General features: G+C 53.7%; 14 protein-coding genes. 9 read left to right on the forward strand and 5 right to left on the reverse strand.

What is annotated here, in order from left to right:
• Nucleotides 1-6: 6 nt before the first annotated feature.
• The 8 genes from ACXAG1_RS10725 (at nucleotide 7) to ACXAG1_RS10760 (ending at nucleotide 9,054) form a co-directional block, all read left to right on the forward strand.
• Nucleotides 7-210, forward strand: coding sequence for a DUF1656 domain-containing protein (locus ACXAG1_RS10725; RefSeq protein WP_475092514.1), 204 nt, complete (start codon nucleotides 7-9; stop codon nucleotides 208-210).
• A gap of 3 nt (nucleotides 211-213) precedes the next feature.
• Entirely contained in the window at nucleotides 214-1,335 is a 1,122-nt protein-coding gene (locus ACXAG1_RS10730) for an HlyD family secretion protein (RefSeq protein WP_475092513.1), read from the forward strand.
• Entirely contained in the window at nucleotides 1,289-2,830 is a 1,542-nt protein-coding gene (locus tag ACXAG1_RS10735) for an efflux transporter outer membrane subunit (protein ID WP_475119704.1), read from the forward strand. The genes ACXAG1_RS10730 and ACXAG1_RS10735 overlap by 47 nt, the downstream gene beginning before the upstream one ends.
• A 393-nt stretch (nucleotides 2,831-3,223) precedes the next feature.
• A complete protein-coding gene (locus ACXAG1_RS10740) occupies nucleotides 3,224-4,909 on the forward strand; it encodes a c-type cytochrome (protein ID WP_475092511.1) in 1,686 nt (561 codons plus the stop codon).
• Nucleotides 4,903-6,006, forward strand: coding sequence for a cytochrome c oxidase subunit II (gene coxB / locus ACXAG1_RS10745; RefSeq protein ID WP_475092510.1), 1,104 nt, complete (start codon nucleotides 4,903-4,905; stop codon nucleotides 6,004-6,006). The genes ACXAG1_RS10740 and coxB overlap by 7 nt, the downstream gene beginning before the upstream one ends.
• On the forward strand, nucleotides 6,003-7,595 hold the full coding sequence (ctaD, locus tag ACXAG1_RS10750) for a cytochrome c oxidase subunit I (RefSeq protein ID WP_475119705.1): 1,593 nt from the start codon (nucleotides 6,003-6,005) through the stop codon (nucleotides 7,593-7,595). The genes coxB and ctaD overlap by 4 nt, the downstream gene beginning before the upstream one ends.
• 2 nt (nucleotides 7,596-7,597) lie before the next feature.
• The gene (locus tag ACXAG1_RS10755; RefSeq protein ID WP_475119706.1) at nucleotides 7,598-8,173 is read left to right on the forward strand and encodes a cytochrome c oxidase assembly protein; all 576 of its coding nucleotides are present in this window, start codon (nucleotides 7,598-7,600) and stop codon (nucleotides 8,171-8,173) included.
• Nucleotides 8,170-9,054 carry a cytochrome c oxidase subunit 3 gene (locus tag ACXAG1_RS10760; protein ID WP_475119707.1) on the forward strand — a complete coding sequence of 295 codons (885 nt, stop codon included), beginning with the start codon at nucleotides 8,170-8,172 and terminating at the stop codon, nucleotides 9,052-9,054. The genes ACXAG1_RS10755 and ACXAG1_RS10760 overlap by 4 nt, the downstream gene beginning before the upstream one ends.
• A gap of 242 nt (nucleotides 9,055-9,296) precedes the next feature.
• Here ACXAG1_RS10760 and ACXAG1_RS10765 read toward each other — a convergent pair whose 3' ends face one another.
• From ACXAG1_RS10765 to guaB, 5 genes are all read right to left on the reverse strand, one after another.
• On the reverse strand, nucleotides 9,297-10,907 hold the full coding sequence (locus ACXAG1_RS10765; RefSeq protein ID WP_475092506.1) for a GMC family oxidoreductase: 1,611 nt from the start codon (nucleotides 10,905-10,907) through the stop codon (nucleotides 9,297-9,299).
• A gap of 260 nt (nucleotides 10,908-11,167) precedes the next feature.
• Nucleotides 11,168-12,184, reverse strand: coding sequence for an ATP-binding protein (locus tag ACXAG1_RS10770; RefSeq protein WP_475119708.1), 1,017 nt, complete (start codon nucleotides 12,182-12,184; stop codon nucleotides 11,168-11,170).
• Between the two features lie 23 nt (nucleotides 12,185-12,207).
• On the reverse strand, nucleotides 12,208-13,203 hold the full coding sequence (locus tag ACXAG1_RS10775; protein ID WP_475119709.1) for a hypothetical protein: 996 nt from the start codon (nucleotides 13,201-13,203) through the stop codon (nucleotides 12,208-12,210).
• 306 nt (nucleotides 13,204-13,509) lie between these two features.
• Complete coding sequence (gene guaA, locus ACXAG1_RS10780) at nucleotides 13,510-15,087, reverse strand: glutamine-hydrolyzing GMP synthase (RefSeq protein ID WP_475119710.1); 1,578 nt, start codon at nucleotides 15,085-15,087, stop codon at nucleotides 13,510-13,512.
• Between the two features lie 139 nt (nucleotides 15,088-15,226).
• Nucleotides 15,227-16,711 (reverse strand): IMP dehydrogenase, encoded by a 1,485-nt coding sequence (gene guaB, locus ACXAG1_RS10785; RefSeq protein WP_475092496.1) that lies wholly within the window; start codon nucleotides 16,709-16,711, stop codon nucleotides 15,227-15,229.
• Nucleotides 16,712-16,871: 160 nt separating this feature from the next.
• On the opposite strand from guaB, the gene xseA reads away from it, so the two are divergent.
• On the forward strand, nucleotides 16,872-18,227 hold the full coding sequence (gene xseA, locus ACXAG1_RS10790; protein WP_475092495.1) for an exodeoxyribonuclease VII large subunit: 1,356 nt from the start codon (nucleotides 16,872-16,874) through the stop codon (nucleotides 18,225-18,227).
• The last annotated feature ends 397 nt before the right edge of the window (nucleotides 18,228-18,624 follow it).

The following is an 18,624-nucleotide window of genomic DNA, read 5'->3' on the forward strand; positions in this document are numbered from 1 at the left end:
ATTCCAATGGCACACGAAATTTCCTTGGGCGGCGTGTATTTTCCGCCGCTATTGATCGCCAGTATCGTTGGTCTGATCGCTACCCTATACTCTGCTCGCCTGATGGATCGTTATCGAATTTCGCGACATTTTGTCCACCCGCCACTGGTACTGCTAAGCATATGTGTCATTTACACATTGGTGATCGGCAATCTGTTTATTGGGATCTGACCCTTGAAGTTGTTCAGCAAGTACCTCCTGACCGGCTCTGTCCTGCTGATAGCGTTGCTCATTGCGCTGCTTAAATTCTGGAGTTCTCTAAACAACCCTTGGACACGCGACGGACAGGTCCAGTCGAATATCATTCAAATGACACCGAATGTTTCCGGTCAGGTGATTGAAGTGCCAATCAAAGATAATCAGTTTGTACACCAGGGAGATCTACTTTTTCAAATTGACCCACGTCCCTATCAGGCTGCACTGGCCGGCGCCAGAGCACAATACGACAAGACTGATGACAGCTATTTGGCACAGGAACAAAAAGTAGAAGCTGCAATAGCGCAGGTTGAGGAGTCTGACGCAGCCGTGTGGCAGGCGGAAAGTAGAATCAAAGAGCTCGACGCCGAAATCAAAAAATACCAAGCGGAGCTCTTGCGCCAACAACACTTACTACCACAAAGAGCCACCTCTCAAAGATCACTGGAATCGGCGCAGGCACAGTATGATGTTGCCCTGGAAAAGCGTAGGGCCGCGCAAGCGGCCTTAGCTCAGGCTAGGGCGTCACTTTCCGGTACGCGCTCACAACTAAAGGAGGCTCGAGCAGAGCTTGGCCAACTGGGTGAAGCCAATGCCAGTATTCGCGCCGCCCGGGCTGCCGTGCGCCAGGCAGAGCTGAATCTTGAATTTACACGACTGGTTGCGCCAGTTGATGGCTATGTCACCGACTTGAATCTGCATGTTGGTAGTCATGCGATGGCGAACCAGCCAGCCTTGGCGATCGTCAGTGCCGAGGATTATTGGATCGAAGGCTATTTCAAAGAAACTACAATTGCGAGAATACGGCCAGGTGATGATGCCGTAGTTACTCTGATGTCGTACCCTGACCACCCACTTCAAGGACGCGTGGAAAGCCTCGGCTGGGGTATCTCACAACAGGATGGTAGCCCAGGCTACGATTTACTGCCCAATGTCAGCCCAACCTTTGAGTGGATTCGGCTTGCACAGCGGATACCGGTTCGAATTCGCCTAAAAATGATCCCGGAAAATATCGCCCTCAGGGTAGGCACTACCTGTTCGATCACAGTCAGGAGTGGAACAGCCACTGTCCATGATGGCGCTGAATCAAGTGAAAAATAGGTGGCGTAATTTTTACCTCCGCAGCCGATCGACCGTTGCCGCCGGCTCCTGTGTCCTCCTTGTTAACGGCTGTACGCTCGGCCCAGACTACCGAGAACCACCTGTTCCCGTACAGGAGAGCTGGATTTATGAAACTGATTCCCGTTTAACCACTGAAATTCCGGTTAACGTGGCATGGTGGGAAACGGCTTTTTCCGACCCTGTTTTGAATGATCTAGTGGGTTTTGCGCTACAAGAAAACTTGTCCCTGAGTTCTGCATCGCTACGCGTCCTTCAGGCACAACAGCAATTAGCCATCGCCATCGGCAATCAGTTCCCCCAATCGCAACAGCTAACCGGTTCTGCTTCAAGAAGTAAAGAGAATGACATCATCATCGATGACTATAACGTAGGATTCAATCTCAGCTGGGAGCTTGATATGTGGGGGCGACTTCGCCACGGGGTTGAGAGCGCAGCCGCTGAACTCAGTGCTAGTGCCGCAGACTACGATGGTGTTCTAGTATCATTAGTGGCACAAATCGCCCAGACCTATATCCTGATACGCACAACTCAATCACAGATTTTTGTTGCGGAACGCAATATTGACCTGCAGAAACAAAGCTTAAAAATTGCGCAGTCAAAATTTGACGCCGGTGCCGTTAGTGGCCTGGACGTCGCGCAGGCAGACACGCTATTAAATAATACAAAGGCATCTGTCCCTGTACTGGAGACGACGCTTCAGCAATTGAAAAATTCATTGGCTACTCTCCTCGGGCTTCCCCCCGATGGCGTCAGTCAACTCGAGGGAAAACCCGGCAGGATTCCTTCGCCGCCTCTGAAAATCGCCATTGGCATGCCACAAGATATGCTGCGCCAGCGACCGGATATACGCGCAGCAGAAAGACGTCTGGCCGCGCAAGGTGCGCAAATCGGGATTGCGCGTGCAGAGCTTTATCCTGCATTTTCTATCGCCGGATCTATCGGTTCGCAAGCTACTACACCTGGCGATCTATTTACAAGCAAGAGCGAAACCTGGGGTCTTCTCGGGGGCTTTCAATGGAATCTGTTTAACTACGGTCGACTGCGCAGCAATGTACGTCTGCAGGACGCCCGTTTCCAGGAGCTGGTGGAGGAATATCGTCAGTACGTAATAGATGCACAAGCGGATGTTGAAAATGCAATCGTCGCCTATTTAAAATCATTTGATCGACTCACACTTCTACAGCGTGCCGCACGGGCATCGAGTGAGTCCGTCACCATCTCCACTACTCAGTACACAAACGGGCAGATTGGGTTCAACACCGTTATCAGCACACTCACTGCGGACGCACAGCAACAAGACTTGCTCGTGCAAGCACAAGGCGCGGTTGCGGTAAATCTGATCCAAGTCTATCTCGCGCTTGGTGGTGGATGGGAAGTACGGACTGGTAGTAATCCCATCAATTTATTGCCAGAACCGGTGAAGGAAGAAATGCGCGACCGCACCGGGTATTGGGACAAAATATTTGAGCAATAAATACACTATACCGGATAGACCACGTTCCTTATGCGCGCCTTAATAGGTAATCGAAGGCCTAAATCGACAGTACTTGTAATCCAGGTTATACACTTCCCAGAAGAGCACCGATACGGAATGCACTTGCCATGGGCAGAGCGCCAAATCAACAAATCCGTTTGAGTCGACGCTGGAATTCCTACACGCCGGAAAAATCGATCCATTGGCTACCTATCGCGATAGGTGTTACCTGTTCAATCAGGAGTGATAAATGCCAGAATTGACACTATTTCTTTATTTGCGGAATGTAACTACGCGAACTATACAGTATTTGCGGGGAGCGCCATTATTGGTGTAGTCAACGACATAGGCTGCAATTTCCAGCCTTGCATTAAAATTCGGTTACAGAATTGAATGACATTTAGTCTACGCCCACCGATGGCTGGCGCAGATATTTACTCCTGTTCGAAAAAATGCAATTGGCGATACAACATTCAACGTCAGGATGATGGAAGGAACACCTTGGGAACAGAAAACTCGAGAGCGGAATTCCTCACGAGGAACCGCCGATCAATTGTCGCCGCATTCTTCTCCTGTTTGTTATGTGCGGTTCCGTTGAGCTACGCCTTCCACCCCATTTCAAAAAAACTGGAATTCATCACTACTTACCCCACCTACCCGCCGGTAGACTACGGCACCGGTGCCCAGGCTCAGACAATCCGGCGTGGAGAGTACTTGGCAAAAATCGGTGACTGCCTGGCCTGTCATACGACTACCGAGGGCGGCAAACCTTTCGCCGGTGGACTGCCCATCCCAACTCCATTTGGCACTTTCTACACTCCCAACATCACACCTGACCAGGCTACTGGCCTGGGCAATTGGAGCGAAGCAGACTTTATAAAGGTAATGAAGGAGGGAATTCGACCCGACGGCTCAAATTCTTTTCCAGCGTTTCCTTACATCTACTTCAATCGGGTAACTGAGTCAGATCTAAAAGACCTCTGGGCCTATCTCCAGGCCATTCCCGCAGTAAAACGTGAGAACCAGGAAAACACCCTTCCCTTTCCAGCGAACGTGAGGCTTGCACAGTACGGCTGGAAGTTGCTGTTTTTTTACCCTGATCGAGGCAAATTCACGCCGAACCAAAATCGTTCCGAGACATGGAATCGCGGTGCATATATCGTCGAGGGCCTTGGCCACTGCAGTATGTGCCATACACCCATGAATCTGTTGGGCGCCACCAAGGACCGCTATTATCTTACCGGCTCAATGATCGATGGATATTGGGCGCCAGACATCACCAGCCGCGGGCTGGAAACGGCACCCCGCTTTCAGATCGCCGACGTTTTCCACGAAGGCAAGTTGATTAACAGCGCAGGAAATGTGCGCGGTCCCATGGCAGATGCCAACCATAATAGTCTGCGACACCTTACCGAAACCGATGCACTCGCGGTGGCAGAATACCTGAAATCGGTGCGCAGTAAGCAACCGCGACCGCTGGATGAGCGCAGAGCCGGTCAGCCACATTTGAAACGCGGCGAACAAGTGTTCTGGAATGCCTGCAACTTGTGTCACGTCGATGGTGAGGCGGGTGCACCTCGCATCAAGGACAGTGATAACTGGTGGCGCCGCCTCCAGGCCCGACCTATCGCCACGCTCTACCAGCATGCCATTGCAGGCTACAACAATATGCCCGCGCGCGGCGCGTGTGTGAGCTGCGATAATAAGGATATTGAATCAGCGGTAGACTACATCATCAAAAAATCCCTCACAGACTCGCAATGGCGGCAATATACCGGCATTGTTCAGTCGCCGAGGCCGGTTGCTATCAGTCACAATACAGGCAGGGCTATATACCTGGCTTCTTGCGCATCCTGCCATGATAAAGGTGCTCTGGGAGCACCCGTACTGGGTGACCGACAACAATGGGCTGCGCGACTGAATAAGAATTTTGACGTACTGCTGCACAACACCCTTAAGGGAATGAATGGAATGCCTCCTATGGGGGGGTGTACCACATGCAGTGGCGAAGAAGTGGTCGAGGCGGTGAAATACATGGCCGAGCAGGCCCAACCGGATAAGGATTTCTCGTTATGGTAGTCCTACTCTGCGCGCTGGCCTTGAGCCTGGTTTCCAACGCCGCGGCGGCTGCAGCGCAAGTCAATATGCCGCGCGGCGTAACCCCCGTCAGCCAGGGAATCTACGACCTGCATATGCAGGTAATCTGGATTGTCGTCGGTATCATGGCTGTGGTTTACGGAGTCATGATTTACTCCGTCATCCGTTATCGAAAATCCAAGGGTGCTGTCGCCTCCACCTTCTCCGAGAACAACCTCCTGGAAATCACCTGGACGGTGATTCCTATCGCCATCATCACCGCAATCCTCATACCGTCCATCAGATTACTTGTGGATATGGACGACTACGACGCTGCCGACCTAACGGTCAAGGTGACCGGATACCAGTGGAAATGGCAATACCAATACATGGATCACGGTATCGGCTTTTACAGTAACCTGGCCACGCCTATGGCGGAGGTGGTCGGGGCCAAAGCGAAAAACGATTGGTACCTGCTGGAAGTAGACGAACCACTGGTTCTTCCGACAGATCGCAAGGTGCGCTTCATTGTCACATCAAATGATGTCATCCATTCCTGGTGGGTACCAGAGCTGGGTATAAAGCGCGACGCAGTCCCCGGCTACATGTACGAAGCTTGGGCGCGCATTGATCGACCGGGTATTTATCGAGGTCAGTGCGCCGAACTTTGCGGAGTCAACCATGGCTTCATGCCCATTGTGGTCAAGGCAGTCGAACCACAGAAATTCGATCAATGGATCGCCGGACGCAAAAATGTTCCGATAAGAAAATCCTTGAGCCAGAATTGGACCTTACCCGCGGTAATGGAACGCGGCGCCGCGTTGTACGACCAGCACTGCAGTGCCTGCCACAAGCCAGACGGTAGCGGTATGCCGCCCACCTTCCCCTCGTTGCGTGATAGCTCTATCGCCACAAGTACCGATGTCAATCGTCACATCGACCTGGTGATGTTCGGCGTGCCCAATACCGCCATGCAGGCCTACGCCCCCCAGCTCGACGACGAGGAATTGGCTGCAATCATCACTTACGAACGGAACGCCTGGGAGCACGATACCGGCGACCTAGTGCTCCCTTCCCAGATCCAGGCGCGCAGGAGATGAATACCGTGCAAAGCGAAACTTTGACAAGCCAAGAGAGCAAAGGTAGGCGCGTACTGGATTTCCTCCATCGCTGGGCCACCACCACCAACCACAAGGACATCGGCACATTATACCTGTGTACCGCACTGGTGAACTTATTTATCGGCGGCGCTTTAGCCCTGTGTATTCGCGCAGAGTTGTTCATACCCGGGCTGCAATTTGTCGAGCCAAATTTTTTCAACTCGCTAACCACTCTTCACGGCCTGGTAATGCTATTCGGTTTTATCATGCCTGTGGCGGTCGGCTTCGCCAACTGGCTAATACCGTTGATGATTGGTGCACCCGACATGGCCCTGCCGCGACTAAACAATTTGAGTTTCTGGCTGCTGCCATTCGCCACCGTGCTGCTTTCCAGCACCCTGTTCATGGATGGCGGTGCCCCAAATTTCGGCTGGACCATGTACACCCCTCTGTCTACCACGTACGGCCCGCCCAGCACTGACTACATGATTTTCGCAGTCCACATGCTCGGCATCTCCTCAATCCTCGGTGCCATCAATATCATCACTACCATTTTTACCATGCGCGCGCCGGGTATGACCTTCATGAAATTACCAATCTTTGTCTGGACATGGCTGGTCACAGCCTTTCTCCTGATCGGGATCATGCCAGTACTGGCCGGTGCAGTGACCATGATGTTGTTCGATCGCAACTTCGGCACCGCCTTTTTCGACGCTGCCGGCGGTGGCGACCCACTACTATTCCAACATATATTCTGGTTCTTCGGGCACCCCGAAGTGTACGTGCTTGCGCTTCCGGCATTCGGCGTAATCTCCCAGATCATTCCTACGTTCAGCCGTAAACCGCTGTTCGGCTATCGCACCATGGTCGCAGCCACCGTTCTCATAGGCTTCCTGTCCTATATCGTTTGGGCACACCATATGTTCACCAGCGGTATGCCCTATGGGGCACAAATGTATTTCATGCTGGCCACCATGCTGATTGCGGTTCCAACCGGTATGAAAGTATTCAACTGGATCACCACTATATTTCGTGGGTCGATAAGCTTCGAAACACCCATGCTGTTTGCAATCGCTTTCGTTTTTATGTTCACCTTCGCCGGCGCTACCGGAATCATGCTGGCAGTAGCTCCAGCCGACTTCCAGTATCACGACACTTACTTTGTTGTGGCCCACTTTCACTATGTACTGGTTAACGGGCTGCTTTTCGCTTTTCTTGGAGGAGCCTACTATTGGTATCCCAAATTCTGGGGGCGCATGTACGATGAGCGACTTGGGAAATGGCACTTCTGGTTGTCGACAGTTTCAGTGAACATGCTTTTCTTCCCGATGCATTTTCTTGGGCTAGCCGGAATGCCCAGGCGCATTCCGGACTACGCCCTGCAGTTCTCCGATTTCAATTTAATCTCGTCCGTGAGCGCGTTCGTCTTCGGTTTCAGTCAGCTGATATTCGTGTACAACCTGATCGTCTCTCAGCGCCGAGGCCAACTTGCAAGCAACCGGGTATGGGAAGGTGCCGAAGGCCTGGAGTGGAATCTGAGCTCGCCACCACCACACCACAGTTTCCAGAGCCCGCCGAAGGTGGGTTGAGTATGGCGAAGAATGAATCTGCCCCAGCGCGGCGCCCGCTACTGATTAAGCTGGCGCTCACTACACTGATAATGTTTGGGTTTTCTTTCGCGCTGGTACCACTGTATGACCTCATGTGTGATGCGTTGGGCATTGGCAAGATACGCATATCCGAGAAGCCTTCTGCTGGCAGTGTTCTTCCCCCACACTCGCTAAAGGTCGAGTTTGTCACCACCAATGCTGAACAGCTCAATTGGCATTTCTATCCCCTAGTTAAATCTCTACAGGTAACTACCGGAAGGACTTATCTGGTGAATTTTGTGGCGAGAAACAACAGCGCATCCACCATGACAGTACAGGCAATACCCAGTATCACTCCGGTCCAGGGTACAGACTATTTATTCAAAACCCAGTGTTTCTGCTTTGAGCAGCAAACATTGGAACCCGGCGAGTCGATCAAGATGCCAGTGGTGTTTTTGATCGACTCCGCCCTCCCAGAAAAATATGCCACTCTTACCCTATCCTACGCACTGTTTGCACTCCAGCGTGAGGCGCCCCCGAAGCACAGCGGTGCAATCAAACCAGGGAATCAATCATGAGCGAGCCCGGCCCTCCGAAAGGAAAATATTATGTCCCCGCTCCATCCTACTGGCCCATACTCTGTGGCCTCTCTCTACTGATTTTTTTCACCGGTATCGGCCGCTGGCTACACGAACTCCCCAGCGGCCCCTGGATTTGGATGTGCGGGGCCACCCTGTTATTGGTGGCGCTGTGCGGCTGGTTCGGCAAGGTAATCGACGAGAATTTATCGGGGGTCTACAACGAGCAGGTGGGGCGATCATTTCGCTCCGGAATGAAGTTGTTTATTTTATCTGAAGTTATTTTTTTTAGTGGTTTTTTCGCGGGCTACTTCTTCATCCGACTGTGGGTGATTCCCATGTTATCAGGAGAAGTACACCCAATAACGAACGTAACTCTGTGGCCGGATTTTCAAGCCCAATGGCCCTTGCGTGAAAACCCGGACAATCAGCGTTTTCTTGGAGCCACGGAGCTGAGCAGCCCCTGGCACGTGCCACTAGCCAATACTTTGTTACTACTCACAAGCAGTCTGACCCTGACCTTTGCCCACCGAGCAATGACCAAGGGGCACGGTGTCATACTAAAAGTGGGCCTACTACTCACTATTCTGCTGGGTTTTACCTTTCTCGGACTGCAGGCTCACGAATACATTGACGACTACCAACGCAATAACCTCACTCTCAATGCCGGCATCTACGGCAGTACTTTTTACCTATTGACCGGTTTTCACGGCTTCCACGTCCTAGTGGGAGTCATCATGATCACGACTATGCTCGGTCGTGCCATCAGGGGCCACTTCGCCCACAAGGGAGATCATTTTGCGTTAGAGGGGGTAGCTTGGTACTGGCATTTCGTCGACGTGGTATGGTTGCTACTTTTTCTATTCGTATACTGGCTATAGTACTACAGTGATTAGCTGCTGTAGCGAAAAGCGCAATCTTTCTGTGATTCCGGAAGTCCCGGTGACTACCAATCGGAGCGATTACACATTCGTGTAATATAGGCAGCCGGCAAAGTGGCAGCAGCCCCCTCAAGAGCCTTTCCAATTGACCGGCGGCCTTTTAATCACAATGTACTCCACAGTATGGTTACTAATTCCGCCACGAATACTGACGAAACTCGTAACCATACCGGTAGCCACATTCAAGATGCGGTATCACCGCCTCCAGTGCGAATCATTTCTGCCGCCTTTTCGGCGATCATGATGGTGGGAGCGTTGGTATTACTGCCAACAATTGTTGGCATGATCGACGCGTCAATCACACGCAGCCCATCCAAGCCGTGCACACGTAATTGGCTATCTACTACCGCCATATCATCCGACCCCATCTTGCAGGTGCCAACAGGGTGAAAGACTACACCCAGTCGGTCGCGTATCGCCTGCTCCAGTTCCTCATCGCTCTGTTTATCCGGGCCCGGATGGATTTCTTCTTTACGATATTTATCAAAAGCCGGCGCAGCAAGTAGCCGGCGTACAAGTCGTACCCCAGCAACCAGCGTCTTCATATCATCTGGGTGGCTAAAGAACTGGAAATCGATCAAGGGCGGATCGGAGGGGTTGGCACTATTCAGGCCAACAAAACCGCGGCTTTTCGGTCTCAGACAGCAGACATGACAAGAATAGCCATCTTCATGCAACAACTTAAGATCACGACCGGCGTCATCGAACAGAAGTGGGATAGTGTGCAACTGCACATCCGGGACATCGAGTGCGGGATCGGTTTTCAAAAAACCGCCGCCTTCAATAACCGAGGCTCGCAGTTTTCCTAAATGTGCGCCATAGTATTCGATTCCTTCGCCCACCATCTGTAGCATCCCTATCGCAGATAACTGCACGCCACCGTGAAAATGACTTTTTGTGAGAACTACGGCATCCGCGTGCTCTTGCAGATTCTTACCAACTCCCGGTAGCTCATGCATCACGCCAATACCATGTGCTGCGAGCTCTTCTGGATCGCCAATTCCGGAGAGCATGAGTATCTTTGGACTATTGAATGCACCCGCCGATAAAATAACTTCACGCTTAGCACGGATGCACTTTTCCTCCCCCTTATGTTTTACAACCACGCCAACTGCGCGCTTACCTTCCAGCTCAACGCGAAGTACATCTGTGTTGGTGAGTACTGTAAGGTTATGTCGGCTCATAGCGGGATGCAGATAGGCAACCGAAGCACTGCAGCGTCGGCCGTGGGTGATCGTAAACTGGTAGGGACCAAATCCCTCGTACTCTGCACCGTTGAAATCATCATTTATCGGAAAGCCGGTTTGACGGGCGGCTTCCACGAACACCTTGGTAATCTTGAATTTCATCTCACCGTCGGAGACTGCGAGCGGGCCGCCGACCCCGTGGTATTCGTCCGCGCCGCGAACATTGTTCTCCGCCTTACGGAAGAAAGGCAGGCATTCCTCATAGCTCCAGCCCTCGTTGCCAAGATCAGCCCAGCGGTCATAGTCCGATCGGTGCCCCCTCGTGTACACCATGCCATTGATCGAGGACGAGCCACCCAGCGTTTTACCACGAGGACAGAACACAGGCTGCCCATTGCGAATATTCGGTTCAGACTTGGCGTCGTAGCACCAGTCATACTTTTTTGTGAACATAAAGTATCCGAAAGCGCCCGGTGTGTGAATGAACTCAAAGCCGTCCTTCGGACCTGACTCGATGACACAAACGCTGACTTCGGGGTCTGCAGATAGACGATTGGCGAGCACACAGCCGGCGGATCCGGCTCCAACTATTACGTAATCATACATAACTGACTTTTCCTGAAATCCAGTTCGGCTGCACTGGCAGTAGGTTAAAAAACAGGCAGGAGAACAAAGTGTAGAAACGATCGCGAAATACGACAAACGGATGCCGGCAAATAGCTGCTCAACCCGGTGGCGAAATCAGGTGTCCTACCTGACCACGGGTTCACATCCGGTACTCACCTTCTTTGCAAGACCTTAGTTTTTCAAACGGACAGATCGCAGAGCCCCTGGTAGAGGGAAATCGCTCAGCTGACTGGTCTAAATCAGAAAATGGGCTGATCTGCACGCAAGCGACGCATCACTGACTCCACAATCAGCCCGCACACATCGACCGGCTTACCGAAATCCGGGTACTGATGACCCCGGATACCAGGGCGTGTATTGGCTTCGACGACGATGTAGTTCTCCCGGGTTGGCGCCTGAGAGTGATCCCGCGCGATGATATCGACGCCACATACATCGAGACCTGGAATAGCGCTTACAATCGACTCGACCGCCTGAATCATTCCCGGGTGAACTTCACTGGTGATATCCTTCGTGTCACCGCCCGTCGATATCCCGGCTTTCCAGTCGATCACCACTTTTTCACCGTCTTCCGGAATACTGTCGAGCATATACCCTCGCTCTGCCAGTAAGTTCTTGCGGTGCCCATCGATTTTTGCTTCGGCATTGCGCCTGCTCGGATTGAGTTTCAACCGCAACGCGTTACGCCTTGCATTGAGTTCCTGTATTGAACTGACACCGTCGCCGATCACATAGGGCGGAATCCTGGAGTGTACCGCCACACACCTGCCTTCAATTACGCAGTATCGAGCCTCGACGCCATTTTCAAAACATCGCTCAACCAGAACCTGTGACTGAGTGGATGCCACCGCGGACATCCAGGCGTCATTAAAATTTCCTGGTGTAACCCCGACTGATACCCCCTGCCCCTTGCGCCCATCAGCCGGTTTAAGCACGGCAAGGCCAAGCTCCCTTACCATCTCCAGCGCAGCGAGCCGCTCATCAGGACCGAATGCAGCGCCGCCAGCGGTATTCACGCCTATTCGTTCAAAAATAGACTTGGCAACACGTTTATCCTTGAGGACCCGGTACGCAAGAAGGGAGGTATATGGAGTTTCCGTCTGAAGCAGATGGCAAATCCGCCCCTCGAACTCCACTTGCAAGATGCGCCCAATGCGTTTTACGGTGCATCCATTACGTCTGAAATGCGCACGAAACAACTGGGAAATTGGAATGTAGTGCTCCCCGGAAAAGTCATTTCGCAAAAGCTCCACCATAGGTTCACACCGGCCCTGTATGTTTATTCTGTCAACCGCGCATAATGCAGGAAAGAAGATATGTTGTGCTGTATGTAGTCGATTCTGACCTCCCTGTCCCTGCGGTCCCCACCACCTCGCACAAAACTACCGTCAGGCAAATAGAACTTCATTTGCTCAAGCAAATTTCCCTGCACCCGCTCTTTGGCCGCGCGGATCAATGCATAGTCGGGGGCATTTCCATGGTCCATGCGTAAAAAGGCAAGCAAACCCTCGGATCGGCAGGCGGTGGGTGTACTGCGTTGCCACGTTATATATCGAGGGTTGGAGATTATCTCTCGAGCGATTTTCGCAGCATGATTATAAATATGCAGAGAATTATGATGACGCTGCAGCTTCTCCAGGGAATACAGCATCCAGTGAGAATGCTCTTTGACACCATAGTCCTGATTCGCTAACTCAACCTCGATCGACTTCACTTCTTGCAGGATTTCAGAGTTTCCTGTCACTTCATAGCACGAAATTAACGCCAGCAACGCCTCCCCGACGTAATAATCTGAAGTGAACGCCGATATTTTCCCAGACCGAAAATATCGCTTGTGTACGAAGTCTCCATGCTCACGCCTTTGCTCCAGCATGAAATCACAAAGTCGTTCTGCAACCGTGAGTAGGAAGCTGTCCTCGGTCAGCCTGTACACCTGCAACAGTGCCAGCGCCGACAACGCATTCCCCCCGAGCTTTATCTTATTGTCTTCACAGATACATGCCCCTCGTACACGCCTGTAAAACCGGAGATATCCATCCAATAAAAATGCGGTAGCGCGTTCCGCGCTTGCGAGCAGTGCCGGGTCCCGGGTTGTACTGTAAACATCCAGCATCGCCCAGATAGTGCCAGCATGGCGGAGTACGTTATACCCAGACAGGTCTTCGCCAGACTCGGAGTCGTAACGATAGCGGAACTTGCCGTTCAATCCTGTAAGCTGCGCCAGACGTAAAGCGCCCGACTGCGCAACAGTATGGGCATCAATACTTACAGGCATATAATGCGCCTTCCAAAGCCATGGATCACTCCTTGAGAGTCAGTAGCGCCAGTTTACAAATTAAATTAGCAAAGAAGCGCCGCGGCGCAACCGTGGGACTGAACTTATGGCTTTGAATTAAACTGAACTGTAGTGCTTTACGCCTACTGGCCACCGGTCATGGGTGTTCGATACCCAATTCGAGCCGAGCTTTATCCTGCGGAACAATGCTGGAAAGCACGCGTTTTAAATACAAAAAAGCCCATGAAAACATGGGCATTTTTGTCATTTCTGGCTGGTTAGGGACAATAGCTACCTAATGAGTACTTATTCCCACTCAATCGTCGCCGGCGGCTTGCTGGAGACGTCGTAAGCCACCCGCGAGATGTGCTCGATTTCATTGATGATGCGGTTGGAAACCTTCTCGATCAGATCGTAGGGCAGGTGCGCCCAGCGCGCGGTCATAAAGTCCACGGTTTCCACGGCACGCAGTGCCACCACGTATTCGTAGCGGCGGCCGTCGCCGACAACGCCCACGGATTTGACCGGCAGGAACACCACAAACGCCTGACTGGTTTTGTGGTACCAATCCGCGTTGTGCAGTTCTTCGATAAAGATGGCATCCGCTTCGCGCAGAATATCCGCGTATTCCTTTTTTACTTCGCCGAGAATACGCACACCCAGGCCCGGGCCCGGGAAGGGGTGACGGTAGACCATGTCGTAGGGCAGGCCCAGCTCCAGGCCGATCTTGCGCACTTCGTCCTTGAACAGTTCGCGCAGGGGCTCTACCAGTTCAAAGGCCATATCTTCCGGCAGGCCGCCCACATTGTGGTGAGACTTGATCACGTGCGCCTTACCGGTTTTTGCGGCGGCAGATTCGATCACGTCCGGGTAGATGGTACCCTGGGCCAGGAACTTCACATCTTTCAGCTTGGTCGCTTCCTGGTCGAAGATTTCGATAAAGGTGTTACCGATAATCTTGCGCTTGGCTTCCGGCTCATCTTCACCGGCGAGGCGAGACAGAAACTCTTCTTCCGCATCGGCGCGAATCACACGCACGCCCATGTTGTCAGCGAACATCTGCATGACCTGATCGCCTTCATTCTTGCGCAACAGGCCGTTGTCCACGAATACACAGGTCAGCTGATCGCCAATGGCCTTGTGCAGCAGCGCTGCAACCACGGAGCTGTCGACGCCACCGGACAGGCCCAGCAGAACCTTGTTGCCGCCAACCTGCTCGCGCACCTTGGCGATGGAGTCTTCGATAATGTTTGCCGGAGTCCACAGCTTTTCACAGCCACACAGCTGAATCACAAAGTGTTCGTAGATGCGGTTGCCCTGCAGAGTGTGGGTTACTTCCGGGTGGAACTGCACACCGAAGAAATTCTTTTCCGCGTTGTACATACCGGCAATCGGGCAGGACGATGTGGAAGCCATCAGCTCGAAGCCTTCCGGCATCTTCACCACTTTATCGCCGTGGCTCATCCACACGTCCAGCAGCGCGCTGCCGGCATCGTCCAGATGGTCCTTGATGTCGTGCAACAGTGCAGATTCGCCTTCCACCTTTACCTGCGCGTATCCAAACTCGCGCACGTTACTGCCTTCAACCGCACCGCCCAATTGATGCGCCATGGTCTGCATGCCGTAGCAGATACCCAGTACCGGCACACCCAGTTCAAACACCGCCTGCGGTGCACGTGGAGAACCTTCTTCCGGTACGGACTCGGGACCACCGGCGAGGATAATACCCTTGGGGTTGTACTCGCGGATTTCCTCGTCGCTCATATCGAACGCGCGAATCTCGGAGAACACACCCAGTTCACGTACGCGACGGGCAATCAGCTGGGTGTACTGGGAGCCGAAGTCGAGGATCAGGATTCGGCTGGAATGGATGTCTTGGCTCATGGCTTACTCGTAGGGGTTAATAAACGGCAAACGGACCCTGAGAGGTCCGTTTGCGGTTCACTTGAATAGTGCACTTCTATTTTTCAGAAAACATTCCGCGCGGCTTTGGTTCGCGAATGGAACATTACGCAAATGAAAATTAACGACCACCCACCGGGTAGTTCGGCGCTTCCTTGGTGATCTGCACGTCGTGAACGTGAGACTCGCCCATGCCAGCGGCGGTAACACGCACAAACTGTGGTTTGGTACGCATGGTTTCCATATCGACGCTGCCGGTATAGCCCATGGCTGAACGCAGGCCGCCCATCATCTGGTGCACGATGGCAGAAATCGGGCCCTTGTAAGGAACGCGACCTTCGATACCTTCCGGCACCAGTTTCTCGGCGCCCTTGCTGGCATCCTGGAAATAGCGGTCGGAAGAACCCTGGGTGCGGGACATGGCGCCGAGAGAGCCCATACCGCGGTAGGATTTGTAAGTACGCCCTTGGTAAAGCTCGACTTCACCGGGCGCCTCTTCGGTACCCGCCAGCATGGAGCCCATCATTACCGAGTAGGCACCGGCCACGATGGCTTTGGAAATATCACCGGAGAAGCGGATACCGCCATCGGCAATCAGCGGTACACCGGTACCTTCCAGCGCCTTCGCCACTTCCGCGATCGCGGAAATCTGTGGTACACCGATACCGGTCACGATACGGGTAGTACAGATGGAACCGGGGCCAATACCAACTTTTACGGCGTCGGCACCGGCTTCCATCAGCGCGGTGGCCGCCTCACCGGTGGCAATGTTGCCGCCGATCACGTCGACCTGCGGATGCATTTCTTTAATGCGGCGCACACGATCGATTACGTTCTTACTGTGGCCGTGGGCAGTATCCACTACCAGCACATCGACACCGGCTTCCACCAGCGCCGCGACACGGTCGTCGGTATCCGGACTGGTACCTACGGAAGCACCAACGCGCAGGCGGCCATCGGCGTCTTTGCAGGAGTTGGGGTACTGCTCCGCCTTGTTGTAATCCTTGACGGTAATCAGGCCGCGCAGCTCGAACTTGTCGTTGACCACCAGCACTTTTTCAATGCGGTGTTTGTGCAGCAACTCACGCACCTCTTCCGGAGCGGCACCCTCGTCGCAGGTGACCAGACGCTCTTTAGACGTCATGATCTTGGCGACAGGGATATCCAGATTGGTCTGGAAGCGCACGTCGCGGCTCGTTACGATGCCGACCAGGTCACCCTTTTCCATCACCGGTACACCGGAGATATTGTGGTGGCTGGTCAGTGCGATCAGCTCGCGTACAGTGGCGTCGGATTCGATGGTAATCGGGTCTTTTACAACACCCGCTTCGAATTTCTTGACCGCGCGTACCGCAAGCGCCTGTTCCTCAATGGACATGCTCTTGTGGATGATGCCGATACCGCCTTCCTGAGCCAGGGCAATGGCCAGGCGCGACTCGGTCACGGTATCCATAGCAGCGGACACCAGCGGAATATTCAGGGTGATATTGCGAGACAGTTTTGTCTTCAGGGAAACGTCTTTGGCCGTGACCTCGGAATAACCGGGCACAAGGAGGACGTCGTCAAAAGTGAGGGCTTCGCGTGCAATACGCAGAGATTCAGACATGGACACTCAAACCTCTAGGGAGCGGGATTGGGTATCGGCGCGATTATAGCCGCAACCCGCCCCGAAACAAAAGCCTATTTCTACAGGAATGGCAAAACTCTTTACGTGAACCCTCATCCTTGCAATATTGCCCGCCCAACCCAGCCCAGTTGAGACGTAAATGCTAAATACTCCCCCCGGCACACCCAATCCACTCCCCACCGACGGCCGTCCAGTCATGTCCGTCAGCGAACTGAATCGGGAAGTGAAGCAGCTGTTAGAGGGTAATGTGCCGCTGTTATGGGTCGGTGGCGAGATTTCCAACTTTGCCGCGCCCAGCTCCGGACACTGGTATTTCACGCTCAAGGACGCCCGCGCCCAGGTGCGCTGCGCCATGTTCCGTGGGCGCAACCGCAGCGTACGCTTCCAGCCCGGTAACGGTCGCGAGGTCCTGGCGCGGGCACGGGTGAGCCTTTACGAAGGACGCGGCGAGTTCCAGCTGATCATCGAGCATCTGGAAGAAGCGGGCTTCGGGGCACTGATGCGCCAGCTGGAGATGCTGAAAGCGAAATTGCAGGCCGAAGGACTGTTCGATCTCGCGCGCAAGAAACCCCTGCCCTACCTGCCAACTACTATCGGCATTATTACCTCTCCCACCGGCGCGGCGGTGCGGGACATGATCCAGGTACTGGGACGCCGTTACCCGGCCGCGAACATAGAGCTGATTCCGGTGTCGGTCCAGGGACAGGGGGCGGCCCAACAGATCGCTGACGCCATTACCATGGCGGGGCGGCTGCAGCGCCACGACCTGTTGATCGTGGGTCGCGGCGGAGGGTCACTGGAGGACCTGTGGTCCTTTAACGAGGAAATTGTGGCACGCGCGTTGGCAGCCTGCCCGATTCCGACAATTTCCGCGGTGGGACACGAGACCGACACCACCATTGCCGACCTGGTGGCAGATGTCCGCGCACCTACCCCCTCAGCCGCCGCCGAGATCGCCAGCGCCAATGCAGCCGCACTGCGTGAGGAAATCGAGGGGTATCGCTGGCGAATGGCCCGCGCAATAGAAATTCAGCTGCGCCACCAGCGGCAGCAAATCCAGCTGGTAAGTAATCGTATCCGCCATCCCAGGGAACAACTGCAAAACCACGCGCAGCGATTGGACCACCTGGAAATGCGCCTGAAGGCCGCCGTGCGCACTCGCTCCCAGTCTCAGGCCCAGCGACTGACACAGCTGGAACGCGCCCTGCATCAGGTGCACCCCCGCCAGAGAATTGCGGTTGCGCAAACCCAGCTGACGCAGCAGGCCCAGCGCCTGTACAAGTCAGTAGAGGCGCTGTTGCAACACAAGAAAGAGCAGGCCGCCTATTCCGGCCAGCTGCTAAACAGCGTCAGCCCCCTGGCCGTGCTCGATCGCGGCTACGCCATTCTGCTTGATGAGAACCAGCGGGTCATTCGACAGCCGGAGGATGTGAAACCCGGCGAGCCGATCACCGCGAAACTGAGCCGTGGGCAGATTTCTGCCCGGGTCGAATAACCGGGCGCAACTTCTCCCTTTCCCTTTTCCCGCCCGGCAGATTGAAAACACCAATTCAGCTGCCGGCACATTAGCATTACGGGCCATGCGATTTTGAAATTGCGGAGCTGCCCATGCCATTGCAAGCCGATACCCCTCGCCCGCACTCTTGCCTGCTGCACCTACTCTTGCTTTGTACACTCGCCATTGTTGGCTGCGACAAGGATCCCACAGCCCCTCAAGTGGACACTAAAGCAGAAGCCCAGCAAGAAAAATCCCCATCTGCCGAGCGGAGGTATAGCAGCGGTCCGTTCGAAAACTATATTGAGAAAGGTGATCTGGACGCCTTGAAAAAACGAGGCTCTATTCGCTTTGTAAATTTGGTGACGGGAATTGACCATATGCTCCCCAGGTCCAC

Source organism: Microbulbifer sp. ABE4_465, from assembly GCF_056160765.1.

What these genes read in the sequence shown, in the direction of transcription:
- ACXAG1_RS10725 (WP_475092514.1), top strand. Translation starts at nt 7, where the DNA reads ATGGCACACGAAATTTCCTTGGGCGGCGTGTATTTTCCGCCGCTATTG.
- ACXAG1_RS10740 (WP_475092511.1), top strand. Translation starts at nt 3,224, where the DNA reads ATGACATTTAGTCTACGCCCACCGATGGCTGGCGCAGATATTTACTCC.
- coxB (WP_475092510.1), top strand. Translation starts at nt 4,903, where the DNA reads ATGGTAGTCCTACTCTGCGCGCTGGCCTTGAGCCTGGTTTCCAACGCC.
- ctaD (WP_475119705.1), top strand. Translation starts at nt 6,003, where the DNA reads ATGAATACCGTGCAAAGCGAAACTTTGACAAGCCAAGAGAGCAAAGGT.
- ACXAG1_RS10755 (WP_475119706.1), top strand. Translation starts at nt 7,598, where the DNA reads ATGGCGAAGAATGAATCTGCCCCAGCGCGGCGCCCGCTACTGATTAAG.
- ACXAG1_RS10760 (WP_475119707.1), top strand. Translation starts at nt 8,170, where the DNA reads ATGAGCGAGCCCGGCCCTCCGAAAGGAAAATATTATGTCCCCGCTCCA.
- ACXAG1_RS10765 (WP_475092506.1), bottom strand. Translation starts at nt 10,907, where the DNA reads ATGTATGATTACGTAATAGTTGGAGCCGGATCCGCCGGCTGTGTGCTC.
- ACXAG1_RS10770 (WP_475119708.1), bottom strand. Translation starts at nt 12,184, where the DNA reads ATGGTGGAGCTTTTGCGAAATGACTTTTCCGGGGAGCACTACATTCCA.
- ACXAG1_RS10775 (WP_475119709.1), bottom strand. Translation starts at nt 13,203, where the DNA reads ATGCCTGTAAGTATTGATGCCCATACTGTTGCGCAGTCGGGCGCTTTA.
- guaA (WP_475119710.1), bottom strand. Translation starts at nt 15,087, where the DNA reads ATGAGCCAAGACATCCATTCCAGCCGAATCCTGATCCTCGACTTCGGC.
- guaB (WP_475092496.1), bottom strand. Translation starts at nt 16,711, where the DNA reads ATGTCTGAATCTCTGCGTATTGCACGCGAAGCCCTCACTTTTGACGAC.
- xseA (WP_475092495.1), top strand. Translation starts at nt 16,872, where the DNA reads ATGCTAAATACTCCCCCCGGCACACCCAATCCACTCCCCACCGACGGC.